Origin of the sequence: Oryzobacter terrae (genome assembly GCF_042756445.1) — a bacterium.
GTDB classification, from domain to species: Bacteria; Actinomycetota; Actinomycetes; order Actinomycetales; family Dermatophilaceae; genus Oryzobacter; species Oryzobacter terrae.
The window spans coordinates 2137725-2155243 of the sequence record NZ_CP170578.1 but is presented as its reverse complement, the minus strand read 5'-3'; the positions used below and the strand labels follow the sequence as shown (position 1 = coordinate 2155243).

Annotated in this window: 16 protein-coding genes and 1 tRNA gene; 5 read left to right on the top strand and 12 right to left on the bottom strand. The window is 74.2% G+C overall.

The annotated features are described in order from the left end of the window. Window positions 1-48 precede the first annotated feature (48 nt). Window positions 49-131: transfer RNA gene (locus tag ACFWN3_RS10200), tRNA-Leu, on the top strand. 64 nt (window positions 132-195) lie between these two features. On the opposite strand, the gene ACFWN3_RS10195 is transcribed toward ACFWN3_RS10200, so the two are convergent. Continuing rightward, the gene (locus ACFWN3_RS10195) at window positions 196-924 is read right to left on the bottom strand and encodes a hypothetical protein (RefSeq protein WP_377639209.1); all 729 of its coding nucleotides are present in this window, start codon (window positions 922-924) and stop codon (window positions 196-198) included. A 103-nt stretch (window positions 925-1027) separates the two neighbouring features. Then, window positions 1028-1486: a MarR family winged helix-turn-helix transcriptional regulator gene (locus ACFWN3_RS10190; protein ID WP_377639207.1), complete on the bottom strand. Its 459-nt coding sequence runs from the start codon at window positions 1484-1486 to the stop codon at window positions 1028-1030. Between the two features lie 53 nt (window positions 1487-1539). Between ACFWN3_RS10190 and ACFWN3_RS10185 the strand changes: the two genes are divergently transcribed. Next, window positions 1540-2754 carry an FAD-dependent oxidoreductase gene (locus ACFWN3_RS10185; RefSeq protein WP_377639205.1) on the top strand — a complete coding sequence of 405 codons (1215 nt, stop codon included), beginning with the start codon at window positions 1540-1542 and terminating at the stop codon, window positions 2752-2754. Window positions 2755-2776: 22 nt separating this feature from the next. Here the strand turns inward: ACFWN3_RS10185 and ACFWN3_RS10180 are convergent, their stop codons facing one another. After that, entirely contained in the window at window positions 2777-4033 is a 1257-nt protein-coding gene (locus tag ACFWN3_RS10180) for an NAD(P)/FAD-dependent oxidoreductase (RefSeq protein WP_377639203.1), read from the bottom strand. Continuing rightward, entirely contained in the window at window positions 4030-5091 is a 1062-nt protein-coding gene (locus tag ACFWN3_RS10175; protein WP_377639201.1) for an NAD(P)-binding domain-containing protein, read from the bottom strand. Before ACFWN3_RS10175 ends, ACFWN3_RS10180 begins: the two co-directional genes overlap by 4 nt. Before the next feature lie 222 nt (window positions 5092-5313). Between ACFWN3_RS10175 and ACFWN3_RS10170 the strand changes: the two genes are divergently transcribed. Both ACFWN3_RS10170 and bfr read left to right on the top strand, forming a co-directional pair. Then, complete coding sequence (locus tag ACFWN3_RS10170; RefSeq protein ID WP_377639199.1) at window positions 5314-5520, top strand: bacterioferritin-associated ferredoxin; 207 nt, start codon at window positions 5314-5316, stop codon at window positions 5518-5520. After that, complete coding sequence (bfr, locus tag ACFWN3_RS10165; protein WP_377639198.1) at window positions 5507-5989, top strand: bacterioferritin; 483 nt, start codon at window positions 5507-5509, stop codon at window positions 5987-5989. The genes ACFWN3_RS10170 and bfr overlap by 14 nt, the downstream gene beginning before the upstream one ends. 19 nt (window positions 5990-6008) lie before the next feature. On the opposite strand, the gene ACFWN3_RS10160 is transcribed toward bfr, so the two are convergent. The 8 genes from ACFWN3_RS10160 to ACFWN3_RS10125 all read right to left on the bottom strand — a co-directional run bounded on the left by ACFWN3_RS10160 (window position 6009) and on the right by ACFWN3_RS10125 (window position 13763). Next, entirely contained in the window at window positions 6009-6806 is a 798-nt protein-coding gene (locus tag ACFWN3_RS10160; RefSeq protein WP_377639196.1) for a 2-oxo acid dehydrogenase subunit E2, read from the bottom strand. After that, window positions 6803-7612: an SDR family NAD(P)-dependent oxidoreductase gene (locus tag ACFWN3_RS10155; protein WP_377639194.1), complete on the bottom strand. Its 810-nt coding sequence runs from the start codon at window positions 7610-7612 to the stop codon at window positions 6803-6805. Before ACFWN3_RS10155 ends, ACFWN3_RS10160 begins: the two co-directional genes overlap by 4 nt. Window positions 7613-7739: 127 nt before the next feature. After that, window positions 7740-8375 carry a hypothetical protein gene (locus ACFWN3_RS10150; RefSeq protein ID WP_377639192.1) on the bottom strand — a complete coding sequence of 212 codons (636 nt, stop codon included), beginning with the start codon at window positions 8373-8375 and terminating at the stop codon, window positions 7740-7742. 93 nt (window positions 8376-8468) lie between these two features. After that, window positions 8469-9116 (bottom strand): GNAT family N-acetyltransferase, encoded by a 648-nt coding sequence (locus tag ACFWN3_RS10145; RefSeq protein WP_377639190.1) that lies wholly within the window; start codon window positions 9114-9116, stop codon window positions 8469-8471. Between the two features lie 59 nt (window positions 9117-9175). Continuing rightward, window positions 9176-11971, bottom strand: coding sequence for a DEAD/DEAH box helicase (locus tag ACFWN3_RS10140; protein WP_377639189.1), 2796 nt, complete (start codon window positions 11969-11971; stop codon window positions 9176-9178). A 33-nt stretch (window positions 11972-12004) separates the two neighbouring features. Beyond that, window positions 12005-12430, bottom strand: coding sequence for a DUF1801 domain-containing protein (locus ACFWN3_RS10135; protein WP_377639188.1), 426 nt, complete (start codon window positions 12428-12430; stop codon window positions 12005-12007). A gap of 118 nt (window positions 12431-12548) precedes the next feature. After that, window positions 12549-13418, bottom strand: a complete 870-nt coding sequence (locus tag ACFWN3_RS10130; RefSeq protein WP_377639186.1) for an aldo/keto reductase — start codon at window positions 13416-13418, stop codon at window positions 12549-12551. 135 nt (window positions 13419-13553) lie between these two features. After that, on the bottom strand, window positions 13554-13763 hold the full coding sequence (locus ACFWN3_RS10125; RefSeq protein WP_377639184.1) for a DUF2945 domain-containing protein: 210 nt from the start codon (window positions 13761-13763) through the stop codon (window positions 13554-13556). Between the two features lie 357 nt (window positions 13764-14120). Between ACFWN3_RS10125 and ACFWN3_RS10120 the strand changes: the two genes are divergently transcribed. Then, on the top strand, window positions 14121-17468 hold the full coding sequence (locus ACFWN3_RS10120) for an ExeM/NucH family extracellular endonuclease (protein WP_377639182.1): 3348 nt from the start codon (window positions 14121-14123) through the stop codon (window positions 17466-17468). Window positions 17469-17519 lie beyond the last annotated feature (51 nt).

Genomic DNA, 17519 nt, shown 5'->3' with positions numbered 1-17519 from the left:
GGAACGGGTCGCCATCAGGCACACTGTTACGGCTCGCACGAGCACCACGCGCAAGTGGCGGAACGGCAGACGCGCTGGCTTCAGGTGCCAGTGTCCGAAAGGGCGTGGGGGTTCAAATCCCCCCTTGCGCACGGATCGACGAAGGCCCCTCGGGATCGAGGGGCCTTCGTCGTGTCCGGACCGGGGGCGGTGGGGTCACTCCCACTCGGAGATGCCCGAGGGCACGGCGGCCGTGAAGGCGTCGCCGGTGTGGCTGTCGAGCTCGAGGGTCCCGCCGAGGACGGCGAGCGTCTCGCGGACGTGGAGCAGGGCGAGGGGGTCGATCCGCGCGCGGGCCACGGCGATGCGCACCTTCCCGCCGTCGTGCTCGAGGCGCACCCGGCTCCCGACACCGACGACCGCGGCGACCGCGACGAGGAACGCGTCGAACGCCTCGGGGTCCAGGGTGGCTCGGATGACCTGCACCCCACCGGAACTGGGACCCTCCATGTGGGTGCCGGGGGCGTGCTGGGCGAGGATCCAGGCGACGGCGGGGAGGACGTCGACCTCCTCGCGGCTGCCTCCCCCGGAGAGCTCGATGACCTGCGAGACGGCGCTCTCGAGGTGGTCGAGGTGGTGCAGGAGGAGGACGGGGCGGCCGTCGGCGGCGTCCTCGAGGGAGGTCGAGGTGACGTCGCCCGGGCTCGTCGGGACGTCGACGACGACGATGCCGCCCTCGAACCCGGCGTCGGGGAGGTCGCGCAGCACGTCGGCAGAGTCGGGGAGGTTGAGGACGACGGCAGCGACGTCGCCGGCCAGCACCTGGCCGAAGACCGCTCCTGCGCTGGTCACCGGGACGACCTCGTACACCTCGTCGGCCAGCTGGCCGGCGAGGTGAGCTGCCACGGCAGCATCGAGCTCGGCGATGAGAACCCTGCTTCTCATGGCCCGGAGCATAGGGTCGCGGCCCGCTCCGGCGTGCGAACTCGAGATCGGCCGAACGGTCCTGCCTGGTGCACGGACGGCGTGGGTGCTTGCGGGCCGCGGCTCACGACGGCGCGGCGATGCCGCCGCGGTGGCGGTCGGTGAGCTCGGTCATCGAGTCGACGAGGTCGCGCAGCCGGCTCATCTCGGCGACGGTGAGGCCGGCGAAGAGGCCGGCTCCCTCGTCGACGAGCGGGGCGTACATCGCGTACGTGCGCCGGGCGCCCTCCTCGGTCATCCGCACGAGGACGCGGCGCCGGTCCCCTTCGTCGCGCACCCGCTCGATCAGGCCCTTCGCCTCGAGCCGGTCGAGGAGCGCGGTCGTCGCCGCGGGGCGCAGGCCGGTGGCGGTCGCGAGGACGCCCGCGGTCTTCGGGCCGTCGGCGAGCCAGTCGAGGCAGCGCAGGTCGGCCGCCCCGAGGCCCAGGGCCCGCTGCACGGCGTCGTCGTACGCCTGGACGCTGCGCTGGTAGCGCTGCAGCGCCGTGCCGAGGTCGGCCACGAGTTGACGCCGCGTCGCCATCCGGATACCTTTCGACAATCGAAATATACGAATCCCGTAGGGAAGGACCGGACATGAGACTACTCGTCGTCGGCGGCGGTGTCGCCGGACCTGCCGTCGCGCTCGCGGCGGTACGGCTCGGCCTGGAGGCCACCGTGCTCGAGCGACGCGCCGTGGCCGACCCCGAGGAGGGGTCGTGGATCACGGTGGCGCCCAACGGACTCGATGCCCTGGAAGCCCTCGGGGTCCTCGACGAGGTCCGAGCCCTCGCAGTGCCCTCCCGCGCCACGTCGATGTTCGGGGCGACCGGCCGCCACCTGGGCGACGTCACCCTCGGCAAGCCCCTGGCCGACGGGACGGTGGCCCTGACGATGAGGAGGTCCGCGCTCGCCGTGCTCCTCGCGGACGCCGCCCAGCAGGCCGGCGCGCTCGTCAGGCGCGGCGCCGACGTCGTCTCGGTGGAGGACGAGCCGGGACGGCCGGTGCGGGTGGTCCTCGCCGACGGGACCGCAGTGGAGGGCGACCTCCTCGTCGCCGCCGACGGCGTGCGCTCACGGATCCGGCGCACGGTCGACCCCGCGGCGCCCGACGCGCGGTACGTGGGCCTGGCCAACTTCGGCGGCATCACCCGCGCGGCCGACCTCGACCCGTCCGTCGTCGCCGGCCTGGCACCGGAGGCCTGGCACTTCGTCTTCGGGCGCCGCAGTTTCTTCGGGGCGCACCCCCTGCCCACCGGTGACGTCGTGTGGTTCGCCAACGTGCCCCGTGAGCCGATCTTGCGTGCCGAGCGGGCCGCCACCACGGACGAGGAGTGGCTCGCCCTCCTCGGCGGTCTCGTCGCCGGCGACGCCGGACCGGCCGCGGCCCTCGTCGCCGCGGGTTCGCTGGAGCTCGCGGGGGACAGCACCTACGACCTCCCCCACGTCCCCACGTGGTGGCGGGAGCGGACGGTGCTCGTCGGCGACGCGGCCCACGCGCCGAGCCCGAGCAGCGGGCAGGGCGCGGCGATGGCGCTCGAGGACGCGGTCGTCCTCGCCCGTGCCGTCGCGGCGCACGGCCTCGACGGGCCGGCGGCCTACGAGCGCTCCCGCCGGGCCCGCGTCGAGGCGGTCGTGCGTGCGGGGGCCCGCAGCAGCAGCGCGAAGATCCCGGGGCGGCTGGGCCGGGTCCTCGTCGAGACGATGCTCGCCGGCGTGTTCCGGTCCGGCGTGGCCGCCCGCGCGACGCTCGCCCAGACGAGCCACCGCCTCGGGGACCCCGTGGTGCCGTCGAGCCCGTCGGCGGGGTGACGTCCGAAGCGGCCGGCGTCGCTCAGGCGACCCTGGCCTCCCGCTCCGTCCGCGGCCGGGTGCGGTCGACCGGAGGCGCCGGGACACGGGTGCCGCGCACCGCGCGCACCGTGTCGGCGAGGGTGCGCAGCGCCTGCCGGCGGTCGGGCATGAAGCGGAGGAAGAACGCGAGCCGCAGCACCCACGCCGTCGTCCCGGTGAGCGGCACCCCGTAGAGCTCGGCGACCGAGTGACCGAGGCCGAACGACGCCGCCCGCCCCAGCCCGCGGTACCGGAACGCCTGCGCAGGTCGCCCCCTGACGACCCGCGCGACGTTGGTCCCGACGTGGTGCCCGCCCTTGATGGCCCACAGCGCGTTGGCCGCGACGGGCTCCCCCGTGACCGGGTGGAGCACCCGGGCCGCGTCGCCCGCCGCCCAGACGCCCTCGCCGACCGAGAGGTCGGACCCGGTGAGGAGGCGTCCCCGGAGGTCGCGCAGCTCGTCGCCGAGCCCGGGCAGGCGCACGGGCCGCTGGCCGGTCGTCGCGATGACGTCGGCCGTCGGCAGGAGCGTCCCGTCGGACAGCCACGCAGACCCCGCGGTGACCTCGACGAGTCGCACGCCGAGTCGGACACGCACCCCGAGCCGCTCCAGCTCGGCGGCGGCCCGTCGGGCGAGGCGGGGCTGGGAGACGGCCAGCTCGGGGACGAGCCGGTCTCCCGCGTGGACGAGCTCGACGCGCAGCCGGCCCCGACCCCGGTCGGCCACCGCGGCGGCGAGCTCGACCCCGGCGAGACCCCCTCCGGCGACGAGCACGAGCGGGGGCCGCGCGTCGCCCTCGAGGGAACGGCCGGCGAGGTGACCCACCCGGGCGGCGAGCCGCTCGATGTCCCCGGGCGAGCGCAGCGTCCAGCCGTGCTCGGCGAGCCCGGGGACGAGCGCGGCGGGTTCGCGGCCGCCGGTGCCGACGACGAGGTGGTCCCACGTCATCGTGCGGGTGTCCGACGACCCCGCCGGCCGCCACGTCACGGTGCGGCGCTTCCTGTCGACCTCGACGACGACCCCGTGCTCGACCCGGGCCCGCGGACAGGCGCCGGCGACCGGGGTCCGGGTGCGGGCGAAGGGCAGCAGGCCGGCGAGGACCTCGCCGGTGAAGCCGTGGTAGCTGTGGGCGGGGTCGGCCGTGAGGACGACGAGCTGCACCGCGCCGCTGCGGATCTCGCGCCGGAGCCCGCGCGCCAGGGCGGCGTGGGCGTGGAGCGTGACGTACCCGCCCCCGAGGAGGACGACGCGGGTCACGCCGCCACCCCGGCCTCGAGGACCCCGGCCCGCTCCACCGGTCGTCCGAAGGAGGTGGGTGCGGCGGGGACGAAGCCGAGGTGGGCGAGGTCGGCGGCCAGGCCGCGGGTGCGGTCGACGAGGTCGAGTCCCGGGTGGCCGATGGAGAAGTGCCGCCGCTGCCCGGACAGCGCGAGCATCGCGGTCTCGGCGAAGCACGCGTAGGCGCGGCCGTCGGGGAGTCCGATGTCGCTGCCGTGCAGCCGCAGCGAGGGGACGTCGACGACGCCGCCGTCGAGGACGAGGACGTCGGGCCGCTCGACGAGGAGCCCGGGCGAGGTGTTGCGCGGCTGGGTGGCGTCGATGACGACGGCGCCGGGCGCGAGGTGCTCGGCCCGCAGGACGGCGTCGGCCGAGGCGGTGAGGAGGATGACGAGGTCCGCGGCGGCCACGGCCCGCAGGTCGGTGGCGGTGGTCGTCGGGACGCGGGCGCCGACCTCGGCGGCGAGCCCGGCGAGCCGGGGGGCCGTCCGCGAGACGAGGACGAGGTGCTCGACCCCGCCGTCGCGGGCGAGGAGGCGGCTCACGGCGGTCCCGACGCTGCCGGTGGCGCCCACGACGGCGACCCGGCGACCGCCGGTGGTGACGAAGCGGTCGAGGGCGTCGCGGGCCTGGCGCTCGACGGTGGCGGCGGTGAACGCGTTGCCGTTCGTCACGGCGATGTCGGTGCGGCTGCGCAGCGAGGCGCCGCCGGCGGTGACGGTGGCCGTCAGGGCGCCGAGCCCGACGACCCCGGATCCCAGGGCGACGGCGCGGTCGACGGCCCGGGCGACCCGGGCCCGGCCCTCGGCGGGCGCCTCGAGGAGGTGGCGCGCCCCGAAGGGGACGAGGACGACGTGGCCGACCTGCTCCCCGCCGACCTCGACCGCGGCGATGGTCACCGGCGGAAGGGGGAGGCGGCGCAGCGCGGTGTCGTAGACCTTCTCGGGCACCCGGCCGAGCGGGCGCCACACGCGGGCGAGGTCCTCGCCGGTGCGGGTGCGGGGGTGGACGAGGAAGGTGAACGAGGTGCGGGTCACGACGGCGTCTCCTGGTGTCGGCGCGGCCGCGACGTCGGGCCGGTGCGAACAGCAGGAGCGGAGCGCGCCGCGTCCTGATACACCCGGGGCCGTCGGGGCGGCGCGCGCCGTTCCGTCCTGCGGACCTCTCAGGGTTCTCTTGGACGGGACCTGTCATCCTGTGGTTAGGTAAGCCTCACCTTCAGGGCCGCTCCGGGCCCCGACCACCCGAGAGGGGGAGCCGTGATCGTCTGCCAGTGCCACGTCGTCAACGACACCGCGATCGCGGCCGCCGTCGACGCCGGCGCCCGCACCCTCGGGCAGGTCTGCCGGATGACCGGTGCCGGGCGTGACTGCGGGGCCTGCGTGTTCTCCGTCCGACGGCTGGTGTGCGAGCATGAGGCACCCCGTTCCGCCGAGGACCTGGAGTTCCGCGATGAGGCCAGTTGACCCCCGTGTCGTCGAGCTGCTCAACGACGCGCTGACGTTCGAGCTGACCGTCACCAACACGTACTTCCTCCACGCCCGGATGCTCGACAACTGGGGCTTCCCGAAGCTCGGCAAGGTCTTCTACGACCTGTCCATCGACGAGATGCGCGACGCCGACGCCCTCATCAACCGCATCCTGCTGTTCGAGGGCCACCCCAACGTCCAGCGCCTCAACCCGATCCGGATCGGGGAGGACGCCGAGGAGATGCTGCGCATCGCCCTCGAGAGCGAGATCGCCGCCGTCGCGCAGTTCAACTCCTCCGCCCAGGAGAGCCACGACCTCGGCGACCACGCGAGCGCCGCCATCTTCGAGGAGATGGCCCGCGACGAGGAGAAGCACGCCGACTGGTTCGAGTCGCAGATCGAGGCGATCATGCGCGTCGGCCTGCCGCAGTACCTCTCGCAGCAGATCGAGACCTCGACCCCCTGACGCCCGACCCCGGGGCGGGTCAGCCCGGTCCGGGTCGGTCCAGCCCTGCCGGGTCGGCCAGGTGGTCCAGCAGGGCCTGCTGGAGCAGTCCCGCGTGGGCGCCGTCGACGATGCGGTGGTCCGCCGTGGCCACGAGGACGCACGTCGGTCGCACCACGACCTCGGTCCCGACGACGACGGGGCGCTCGCGCACGGCCCCGATCGCGAGGTAGACCGGCACCCGCGCGAACGGCACCGGGGCGAGGAAGGCCTCCTCGAGCCCGAGCGTGCCGACGTTGGAGACGAACGCCGTCCCCAGCGGGCGACCCGGCTGGCCGAACAGCCCACGGCCCAGGCCCCCGGTGACGAGGCTCGCCACGTTCACCACCGGCCGCATCGCCCAGACCGGCACGGCCCGCATGATCGAGGACGAGCGCCGGAACGAGTGGTCCTGCCCGGCCCGCACCGCGAGGGCTCCCGACTCGACGGCCCGGGCCACCTCGAGCGTGGTGAGGCGGTCGGCGTCGCGGACCCGGACGGGCGCGAGGTCCCGGCCGTCCTCGATGTCGACGGCGAAGGCGATGGTGCACTCCTCGATGGGCCGCAGGCGGCCGAGGACGACGCGGGCCCGGGCCTCGGGGACGTCGCGCAGCGCCCGTCCCAGGGCCGCGCCGACGAGGTGGGTCAGGGTGACCCGGACGCCGTGCTCGGCGCGCAGCACCGCGAGGTGGGCCAGGGCCGCCGAGACGTCGACCTCGGCGCGGGCGTGGATGCGACCCTCGGTCGGCGCCCTCCAGCTGGCGGCGGCGATCTTGCGCCGGACGGTGGGGCGGCTCACGCGCGCACCGCGTCCCGGGTGGCGGGCCGCAGCCCGGTGAGGGCGACCCGCACCACGGCCCGGGGTGCCTCGGTGAGCGAGGCGAGGGGTGCCGCGCGGCGGGGGAGGGTGAGGCGGGGCCGGTCGCCCTCGACCGCGTCGACGACGGCGAGCGCCACCGCGTCGGCGTCGAGGACGGGCAGCACCCGCAGGGACCGGGCGCGGGCGAACGCCGCGGCGGCGAGGGGCTGGGAGCCGATGCGCTCCATCATCTCGGAGGCGACCGGGCCGATCTCGACCGTCGTCGTGCGCACGCCGGTGCCGCGCAGCTCGATCCGCAGCCCGGCCAGTGCCGCCGACAGCCCGGCCTTCGTCGCGCCGTAGACCGACAGCCCGGGGAACGTGGCCAGGGCGGCGAGGGAGGAGACACCGACGACGCAGCCCTGCCGGCGCGCGAGCATCGACGGCAGGACGAGGCGGGTCAGCTCGAGCGGCGCCCCGAGGTTGAGGGCGACGGCGTCGGCCACCTCCCCGTCACGGACCTCGCTGAGCGTCCCGACCGTCTCGACGGCGGCGTTGTGGAGGAGGACGTCGACGGGGCCGTGGTGCGCCTCGGCCGCGGCCACGAGGTCGGGGAGCCCGCGGGTGTCGGTGAGGTCGGTGGGCACGGCGGCCCCGCCCAGCCGCGCGGCCAGCGCCTCGAGCGGCCCGGGGCGCCGGGCGACGAGCGTCAGCCGGGCCCCCCGCAGGGCCAGCTCGGCGGCGAGGCGGGAGCCGATGGTCCCCGTGGCTCCGGTCAGCAGGACGTGGGAACCGGAGAGCCGCATGGGCACAGTCTGGGTGCTGGAGCCGTCGGCACCACCACGCCCCCGGCCGGGGGTCTCGGTGTCGAACCTTCGGGAGCGCCGTGGCGCACGCTTCGCGTCACCGAGGCCGGCGCGGACGGAGGTCCGGTCAGGTCAGGGCCTCGCAGATGAACGCGTCGACCGTCTCGCCCGTGATGTCGGCGATCGACCCGTGGGCGGAGGCCCGCGTCTCGAAGTCCTCACCGGGTGCGTACTGCACCCCGCCGCTGCCGTTCAGCCGCGACCCGTCATCCGCTCGCCCGAGGTAGCGCCCGCCGACCTCGGTGAGGACCCGGCTGCCCACCTCACCCGGGACGGGGTAGGTGTAGTGGCGGTTCCAGTGCCCGGAGATCGTGACGGACGGGCCGGCGCCGGTCGGGGAGAGCGTGTAGCGGTCGGACGGGTAGCCGAGGTGGACGTTGGTCCTGGTCGCCAGGCCGTCGGCGGTGTGCCAGCGGGTCATGAACTCGCGGCTGGACCCCGAGCCGTACACCTCCTGACCGTCGCACTGGATGCCGATGGGCTCGTTCTCGTAGGTGTTCACCCACGTGCCCTGGCAGGTGATGCCCGTGCCGGCCCGCCAGCAGTCCCAGGGCGCGAAGTTCGGGTTGAGCGTCGGGCTGACGCTCGCCGGGTCGACGGGCGGGGGTCCGGCACTGGCCATGGGAGCGGCCCCGGCGAGGGCGCCGAGCAGGGCGGCGGCCGAGAGGACGGACAGGGTGCGACGGGCGCGGGACCGGGTCATGGGGTGGCTCCTGGGCGGCTGGCGCGTCGCCCTGGTGGCGGCGCTCGGGTCCTTCGGGACCGCACCCTCGCCGCCGCCGGTATCGCCGCGGTATCAGCCCGGGTGGCCGGTGTCGGTGCCGGAGCTGCTGGTGTCGGTGCCGGAGGGGGCGAGGTGCAGCCCGAGGAAGCGGCCGCCCTCGGGTCCGCCGAGCTCACGGAACCCGAGCCGCTCGTAGAACGCGAGGGCGCCGGTGTTGGCCGGGTCGACCCCGACGTGCACGCCCCCGGCCCCGGCGGCGGCGAGGCGCTCGGTCATCGCGTCCATGATGCGGCGTCCCCACCCCCGGCCCTGGAGGCGGGGCAGGAGGTCGACGTGGAGGTGCGCCGGGTACTCGTCGACGAACCGGGCCGTCGGGCGCAGTGGCGAGTGGAACCACCCGATGAGGCCCTCGTCGGCCGGCGTCCCGCCACTGCCCCGCGGGTGGCGCTCGCGCAGCGGCGGCAGCCAGACCTCCTCCATCCAGTCCTCGAAGGCCGGGGTGTCGGGCACGCCGAGGCAGTAGCCCGCTACGCCCCCGGCGTCCTGGACGACGAGCGCCAGGGCGTCGGGGAAGACGACGTAGGGACCGGCGAAGAGGTGGCCGGGCAGGTCGGGGTCGGCGTGGGCGTCGCTGGCGTCCCGGCCGGCGGCCCCGGTCAGGAGGCAGACCCGGTAGAGAGCGGGGAGGTCGTGGACCGTCGCGTCGCGCAGCACCGCCATGCCGCCCACGCTAGCCCGAGGCCGTCGACGCGCACCGGCGCCGGTCGACGCGCTGGTCGTCAGGCGGTCGCGGGGCCGAAGCCGGTGACGACGAGGACGACCTCGCCCGCCTCGTCCGTGGCGGCGAGGTCGAGCTCGGCGGTGATCCGCCAGTCGTGGTCGCCCTCGGGGTCGTCGAGGATCTGCTCGACGAGCCAGTGGTCCGGCTCCTCGGTGACCCGGAACAGGGCCGGCCCCCGTGCCTCGGGACCGGTGCCCAGGTCGTCGTACTCGGCGAGGTAGCCGGCAGCGGCGTCCTCCCACTCCTCCGCCGAGAGTCCGCCGTCGAGAGCCGCGAGCGCGCTCCAGCGCCGCAACGAGACGAGCTCGATGCGCCGGAACATGCTCTGCCGCACCATGACCCGCAGCGCACGGGGGTTGGCGGACAGGGCGCGGGTCTCGGACGACGGTCGGACGTCGGCGGCCGGGAGGTCGGTGGGGTTGGCGAGCGACTCCCACTCGTCGAGGAGGCTGGAGTCGGTGTGCCGCACGACCTCGCCGAGCCACTCGACGAGGTCGTCGAGCTCCTCGGTGCGGGCCGAGGCCGGGACGGTCGAGCGCAGCGCCCGGTAGGCGTCGGTGAGGTAGCGCAGGACGACGCCCTCGGCACGGGCGAGCTTGTGGTGGGCGGTGAACTCCCCGAAGGTCATCGCGCGCTCGTACATCTCGCGGACGACGGACTTCGGCGACAGCCCGCGCGGGTCCACCCAAGGGTGGGTCTGGCGGTAGACGCGCAGGGCGCCCTCGAGCTCCTCCGCGAGCGGCCGCGGCCACGAGACGTCGTCGAGAGCCTCCATCCGGTCCTCGTAGTCCATCCCGTCGGCCTTCATCGCGCCGACGGCCTCGCCCCGGGCCTCGAACCGCTGGGCCATGAGGACGGGGCGGGGGTCGTCGAGGGTGGACTCGATGACGGTGACGACGTCGAGCGCGTAACCCGGCACCGCGGGGTCGAGGAGCTCGAGGGCCGCGAGGGCGAAGGCCGACAGCGGCTGGTTGAGGGCGAAGCCGTCGTGGAGGTCGAGGGCCACCTGGAACGGACCCTCGGGGTGGGCGCCGCGCTCCGCGCGCAGGAAGCGCTCGAGTGGCCCCGGCTCGGGGGCGGGCTCGGCCGGCCCGGCGCCGGCGTCGTCCTCGGGCTCGGCGGTGGCGTCGCCGTCGGGAGCGGTCGCGGTGATCCCCGCCTCGGCGAGGAGCTGCCCGAGGGCACCCAGGCCCGCGCCGGGCGCGTCGGCCGGGTCGGCGTCCTCGTCGTCGGCGCCGGACTCCGCCGGGTCGGTCGGTGCGGGGGGAGCCGCGTCGGCCGGGGGCGCGAGCGGCGGCAGCCACGCGTCCCGGGTCGACCCGTCGTCGGGCTCGACGACCTCGGCGCGCAGCAGCGACGCCATCACCTGCACCGCCCGCTCGACGAGCGCGTCGCGTCGCGGCTGCTCCTCGTGGTTGTCGAGCAGCAGGGTGTGCAGCGCCTGCTGTTGGCCCTCCCACTGGTCGAGGACGTTGAGGACCATCGCGTGGTTGACGACCATGCGCGACTGCAGCGGCTCCGGCGGCGCCGACACGAGGCGCTCGTACGTCGCCTCGCTGTAGGTCAGGATGCCCTCGGGCGGCTTGCGCCGCACGACCTTGCGGCGCTTCTTGGGATCGTCGCCGGCCTTGGCGAGCAGCTTCGCGTTCTCGATGACGTGCTCGGGCGCCTCGACGACGACGTACCCCACGGTGTCGAAGCCGGCCCGGCCTGCGCGCCCCGCGATCTGGTGGAACTCGCGGGCCCGGAGCACCCGCTGCCGCCGCCCGTCGTACTTCGTCAGCGAGGTGAGCAGGACGGTGCGGATCGGGACGTTGATGCCGACGCCGAGGGTGTCGGTGCCGCAGATGACGGCGAGCAGCCCGGCCTGGGCCAGCGTCTCGACGAGGCGCCGGTACTTGGGGAGCATCCCCGCGTGGTGCACGCCGATGCCGTGCAGGACGAGGCGCTTGAGGGTCGCCCCGAAGCCCTTGCCGAAGCGGAAGCCGCCGACGGCGTCCTTGATCGCGGCCTTGCGCGCCGACGAGACGATGTCGACGCTCATCAGCGCCTGTGCGTTCTCGACCGCGGCGGCCTGGGTGAACGCGACGACGTAGACCGGGGCGCGGTCGTCGCGCAGGAGCAGCTCGAGGGTGTCGTGGAGGGGGGTGAGGACCCACTCGAACTCCAGCGGCACCGGGCGCTCGGCGCCGGCCACGGCGACGGTCTCGCGGCCGGTGCGACGGGCGAGGTCCTCCTCGAAGACGGAGGTGTCGCCGAGGGTGGCCGACATGAGGAGGAACTGCGTCTCGGGCATGAGGAGCAGGGGCACCTGCCACGCCCAGCCGCGGTCGGGCTCGGTGTAGAAGTGGAACTCGTCCATGACGACGAGACCGATGTCGGCCAGCTCGCGCTCGCGCAGCGCGTGGTTGGCGAGCACCTCGGCGGTCGCGCAGATGATGGGGGCGCCCGGGTTGACCGCGGCGTCGCCCGTGAGCATGCCGACGTTCCCGGCGCCGAAGATCTCGACGAGGGCGAAGAACTTCTCGCTGACGAGGGCCTTGATCGGCGCGGTGTACCAGCTGCGCCGGCCGTCGGCGATGGCCTGGGCGTGGGCCGCGACGGCGACGAGGGACTTGCCCGAGCCGGTGGGCGTCGCGAGGACGACGTGCGCCCCGCCGGCGAGGGCGAGGACGGCCTCCTCCTGGGCGGGGTAGAGCGAGAAGCCGCGTTCACCGGCCCAGTCGAGGAAGACGTCGAAGGCACCGTCCGCGCCGGGGCTGGGGTCGCCGGTCAGGCGGTCGGTGAGCGTCATCGCCCCCGATCCTCCCCCATCGGGGGAGTGCCCTCAGCAGGGCTGCTCGTGGTTGGCCTCCCACGACCGTCGCACGAGGTCGGTGAGGAAGGTGCGGTCGAGGGCCTCGAGGCGCTTGACGTACACGCAGCCCTTCCCCGTCGTGTGCGGCCCGAGGGCGTCGAGGAGGTCGGCGTTGGAACCGTAGGACGTCAGGCCGTACAGGGTCAGGGACGCCTTGCGTGGGGACAGCCCGATGGCGAACCACTCGCGCTCCTTGCCGTCGGCGGTCCGGTACGGCTGGCGGCCGAACCCGATCATCGTCGGGCCCCACATCCGCGGCTCGTGTCCGGACACCTCGCGCATGAGGTCGAGGACCTCCTCGGCGTCCGCGCGGCGCCTCTCGTCGTCGACCTGTCCGAGGAAGGCCTCGACGTCGCCGTCGTGGGCCCGGGTCCTCCGGTCCGCCGTCGTGGCCATGGCGTCCTCCTGCGTGGGTCGCGACCGTTCCCTGTGCGTCCACTGTGGCACCGACGGCTCGGGGTGGAAAGGGACCCCACCATCCGGAGGTCCCGTCCCACCCAGAACCGAGGGAGCGTCAGGCGGCGAGGGCGGCCTCGAGGGTGGCGAGCTCGTCCGCGCCCAGCTCGAGGTCGGCGGCCTGTACCGAGTCCTCGACCGACGCCGGCCGCGACGCCCCGGGGATCGGGATGACGACGGGCGCGAGCGAGAGCTCCCACGCGAGGGCGACCTGCTGGGGCGAGACACCCCGGGCCCTGGCCACCTCGGCGAAGGCGCCGTGCGTCGCGCCGAGGTCGGCCGCCCGACGGATGCCGCCGAGCGGGCTCCACGGCAGGAACGCGATCCCGAGCGAGGCGCAGTGCTCGAGCTCGGCCCGGCTGTCGAGGAAGGCCGGCGAGAACTGGTTCTGCACCGAGGCCAGGCGACCGCCGAGGACCTCGTTCGCCTCGTCGATCTGGGCGATGGAGGCGTTCGAGATCCCGGCGCGGGCGATGACGCCCTCCTCGAGGAGCTCGGCCAGGGCGCCGACCGACTCGGCGTACGGCACGGCCGGGTCGGGACGGTGGAACTGGTAGAGGCCGATGGCCTCGACGCCGAGCCGCTGCGCCGACGCCTTGGCGGCCTGCTTGAGGTAGGTCGGGTCGCCGTTGCGCGTCCACGACCCGTCACCGGGCCGCAGGTGCCCGCCCTTCGTGGCGACGACGATGCTCGACGCGTCACCGGTCCAGCTGCGCAGGGCGCCGGCGATGAGCTCCTCGTTGTGGCCCACCTCCCCGGCGTCGCGGTGGTACGCGTCGGCCGTGTCGATGAGGGTGACGCCGGCGTCGAGGGCGGCGTGGATCGTGGAGACCGAGCGTGACTCCTCGGGCCGTCCCTCGATCGACATCGGCATGCCGCCGAGGCCGATGGCGCCGACCCGGAGGTCCGCGATGGAGCGGTGCTGCATGGGTGTCTCCTGTCATGGGCGGTGGTGTGGCGGCAGGTCGCGCCGCCGACGAGTGCCAACACGACCTCGCCCCGTGACCTTCCCGGGGGCTCCCAGTCCTTCACGGCCCAGCGGACCCGGGCCGCGTCGGCGCCCTCAGGACGAGCGTCGGCGCAGGGCGGACTCCTTGTGGGCGGCCCTCGCCCCGGTCTTGTCGGACTCGACGACGTAGTACGGGTCGTCGTCGGTGGGCCGGAACTGCTGCCCGTCGAGCTGGAAGTCGCTGGTCCGCTTGTCCACCACCGTCCCGTGGGTCTCGCCCTGGGAGGTGTTCCAGCTGACCCCGTCGCCCTTCGCGTACGCCATGGGTGCGCTCCTTCGTGTCGGTGGTCCCGGTCTGACGACGCTAGGGGAGGGCGGCGTGCGAGACGGCCCTGCGGCCCGGCCCGCGTCCGTCCTTCGACAGCCCGTCCCGACGGTCGGCCGGGCACGCGGCCACCGGACGACGGGGGGTGGTTTGGCAGGTGTTGACGTGGACGTCGCGACCGTGCCGCGGGTGGTCGGGGACCCGGTCGGGCGGGCCGTCCGACGTTCACGAACCGTTCGCCGACGAGCGGGTTCCTAGCGGTCGCCCCGACCCGGTGGAGGTGCTACGTTCACGCCGCAAACCTGTGGTCGAGGCGGCGTGACCCGTCGGCCTCCCACCCTTTCCCTGGAGGATGCATGGCAGTCTCGCCGTTCCGTCGGTTCGTGACGAGGGTCGCCGTCGGCGCCCTCGCGGTCGCCGTTCCCGTCGTCCTGACGCCCGCCCCGGCGTCGGCCGCGACGGCCGAGCTCATCCTCTCGGAGTACGTCGAGGGCTCGAGCAACAACAAGGCCATCGAGGTGTTCAACGGTACGAGCCAGGCCGTGAATCTCAGCACGGGTGGCTACAACGTCCAGATGTTCTTCAACGGCTCGACGACGTCCTCGTTGACCATCAACCTCACGGGCACCGTGGCAGCCGGCGACGTGTTCGTCCTTGCCAACTCGTCGGCCAACGCGACGATCCTCGCGGCCGCTGACCAGGTCAACGGGTCTGCCTGGTACAACGGCGACGACGCCATCGTCCTGCGCAAGGGCACGGCCGTCATCGACTCCTTCGGCCGCGTCGGCAACGACCCGGGCACCGAGTGGGGCTCGGGCCTGACGAGCACGGCCGACAACACGCTGGTGCGCAAGGCCACGGTCTGCGCCGGCGACGAGGTCACCGACGACGCGTTCGACCCGTCGGTCGAGTGGAACGGCTTCGCCCAGGACACCGTCGGCGGGCTCGGCTCGCACAGCGCGACCTGCGACGCGGTCCCGACCGACGACGCCCCCGCGGTCGAGTCGGTCGTCGCGGCCGACGAGGACTCCGGCTCGGTGAACGCCCGCCCGGTCGTCTCCTTCAGCGAGCCGGTGAACGCCGCCGCCGACGCCTTCGACCTCACCTGCACCACGTCCGGCGCCGTGCCCACCACCGCGACGGCCAACGCGGCCAGGGACGCGTGGACGCTGCGCCCGGCCCAGCCGCTCGTCGTCGGCGAGGACTGCACCGTCACGGTCGCGGCCGCCGGGGTCACCGACGTCGACACGATCGACCCGCCAAACTCGCCGGACGGCAACGTCAGGTCGACCTTCGAGGTCGTCGACTTCTGCGACGCCGACACCACCGAGATCCCCGAGATCCAGGGCTCCGGCGCCGCCGCGGCGCTCACCGGCACCCGCACCACGAGCGGCGTCGTCGTCGGCGACTACGAGGGCGGCGCGAGCGGCAGCCTGCGCGGCTTCTACCTCCAGGACGCCGAGGGCGACGGCGATGCCGCGACCTCCGACGCCATCTTCGTCTTCAGCGGCAGCAACGAGGACCTCGTCGACCTCGGCGACGTCGTGACCCTCCAGGGCTCGGTCAGCGAGTTCCAGGACCAGACCCAGATCTCGGTCCTGCCCGGGAACGTCGTCGTGTGCGACACCGACGCGACCGTCCCGGTCACCGACGTCGAGCTGCCGATGGCCAGCGCCACCGCGTTCGAGCGGTACGAGGGCATGCTCGTGCGGATGCCGCAGGAGCTCACCGTCACCGAGCACTTCCAGCTCGGGCGCTTTGGCGAGGTCCTCGTGTCGTCCGGTGGCCGGCTCCAGCAGCCGACCAACATCCTGCGCCCCGGAGCGGAGGCCACGGAGCTCCAGGCGGCCAACAACCTCAACCAGATCCTCATCGACGACGCGACCAACGCCCAGAACCCCGACCCGATCCTCTTCGGCCGGGGTGACGACCCGCTGAGCGCGAGCAACACGCTGCGCGGCGGCGACACCATCACCGGGGTCACCGGCGTCATGAGCTACACCTTCGGTGGCAGCGCGACGTCCAGCCCGAACGCCTTCCGCGTCCGCCCGGTCAACGCCCTCGGTGGCGAGTGGTTCTTCGAGGCCGGCAACCCCCGGCCGAGCGCGCCGGGTGCCGTCGGTGGCGACGTCCGCGTCGCGGCGATGAACCTGCTCAACTACTTCAACACCTTCGACGGGTTCCCCGACGCCCAGGACACCTGCCGACTGGGGGTCGGTGGCACGCTCACCGACTGCCGCGGCGCGGACACCCAGGCGGAGTTCGACCGCCAGTGGCCGAAGACGGTCGCGGCGATCGGCAAGGTCAACCCCGACGTGCTCGGCGTCAACGAGGTCGAGAACGACGGCTACGGGTCGGACAGCGCCCTCGCGCACCTCGTCGAGCAGCTCAACGCCGTGCACGGCGCGGGCACGTACGCCTACGTCGACGTCGACGACGAGACGGGTCAGACGAACGCGCTCGGCACCGACGCCATCAAGGTCGGCATGCTCTACAAGCCGGCGAAGGTCACCCCGGTCGGTGACACTGCCGTCCTCAACACCCCGGAGTTCGTCGGTGGCGGCGACACCGCACCCCGCAGCCGCCCCTCGCTGGCCCAGGCCTTCGAGGTCAACGCGACCGGTGGCGTGTTCGTCGCCGACGTCAACCACCTGAAGTCGAAGGGGTCGGGGTGCACCGTGCCCGACGCCAACGACGGGCAGGGCAACTGCAACGCCTCGCGCACCGTCTCGGCCAGGGCGCTCGCGACCTGGCTCGCCGGGGACCCGACCGGGACGGGCGAGGACGACGTGCTGATCCTCGGCGACCTCAACTCCTACGCCAAGGAGGACCCGATCATCGCCCTCGAGGACGCGGGGTACACCAACCTCGTCGAGGAGTACCTCGGTGACGACGCGTACTCGTACGTGTTCGACGGGCAGTGGGGCTACCTCGACCACGCCCTCGGGTCGCCCTCGGTGATGTCGCAGGTCACCGGTGTCGCGGAGTACCACATCAACTCCGACGAGCCGACGGTGCTGGACTACAACACCGACTTCAAGACCGCGAACCTGCAGGCGAGCCTCTACGCGCCGAACGAGTTCCGGGTGTCCGACCACGACCCGGTCATCGTCGGCCTCTCGCCGACGGCGCCGCTCGAGGCCGTCTTCGCCGACTCCCGCGTCGGGTGCGGCGACGGCAACGCCAGCCTCACGGTGACCCACCCGTCGCGCTTCCCCGGCGACACCCACTCGGTGTCGGTCGACTGGGGCGACGGCTCGGCGGACACCACGGTGGCCGCGGCCTCCAGCCCGCTGACCGTCGGGCACACCTACGGGGCCGCGGGCGTGTACACCGCCACCGTCACCGTGACCGACGTCCACGGGCACACGTACGCGACGACCACGAGCATCACCGTCGAGTACACGAGCAGCGGCATCCTGGCGCCGCTCGGTTCCGGGACGACCGCCAAGGACGGCTCGACGGTGCCGGTCAAGGTCGCCTACCGCGACTGCGACGGCTCCGTGCCGACCGACCTCGCGCCGGTCGTCACCGTGACGCAGGGCTCGACGACGCTCCTCACGGGCACCGCGACCCTCGTCAAGGGTGAGTGGAAGTACGAGCTGAAGACCCGTTCGCTCGCCGGACCGGGGACGTACACGGTCACCGTGACGGTCCCCGAGACGGGGCAGACCGACACGGCGACGCTGACTCTGCGTCGCTGACCGAGGGGCACGAGTGCCGGAGGCGTCCCACCGCTGGTGGGGCGCCTCCCG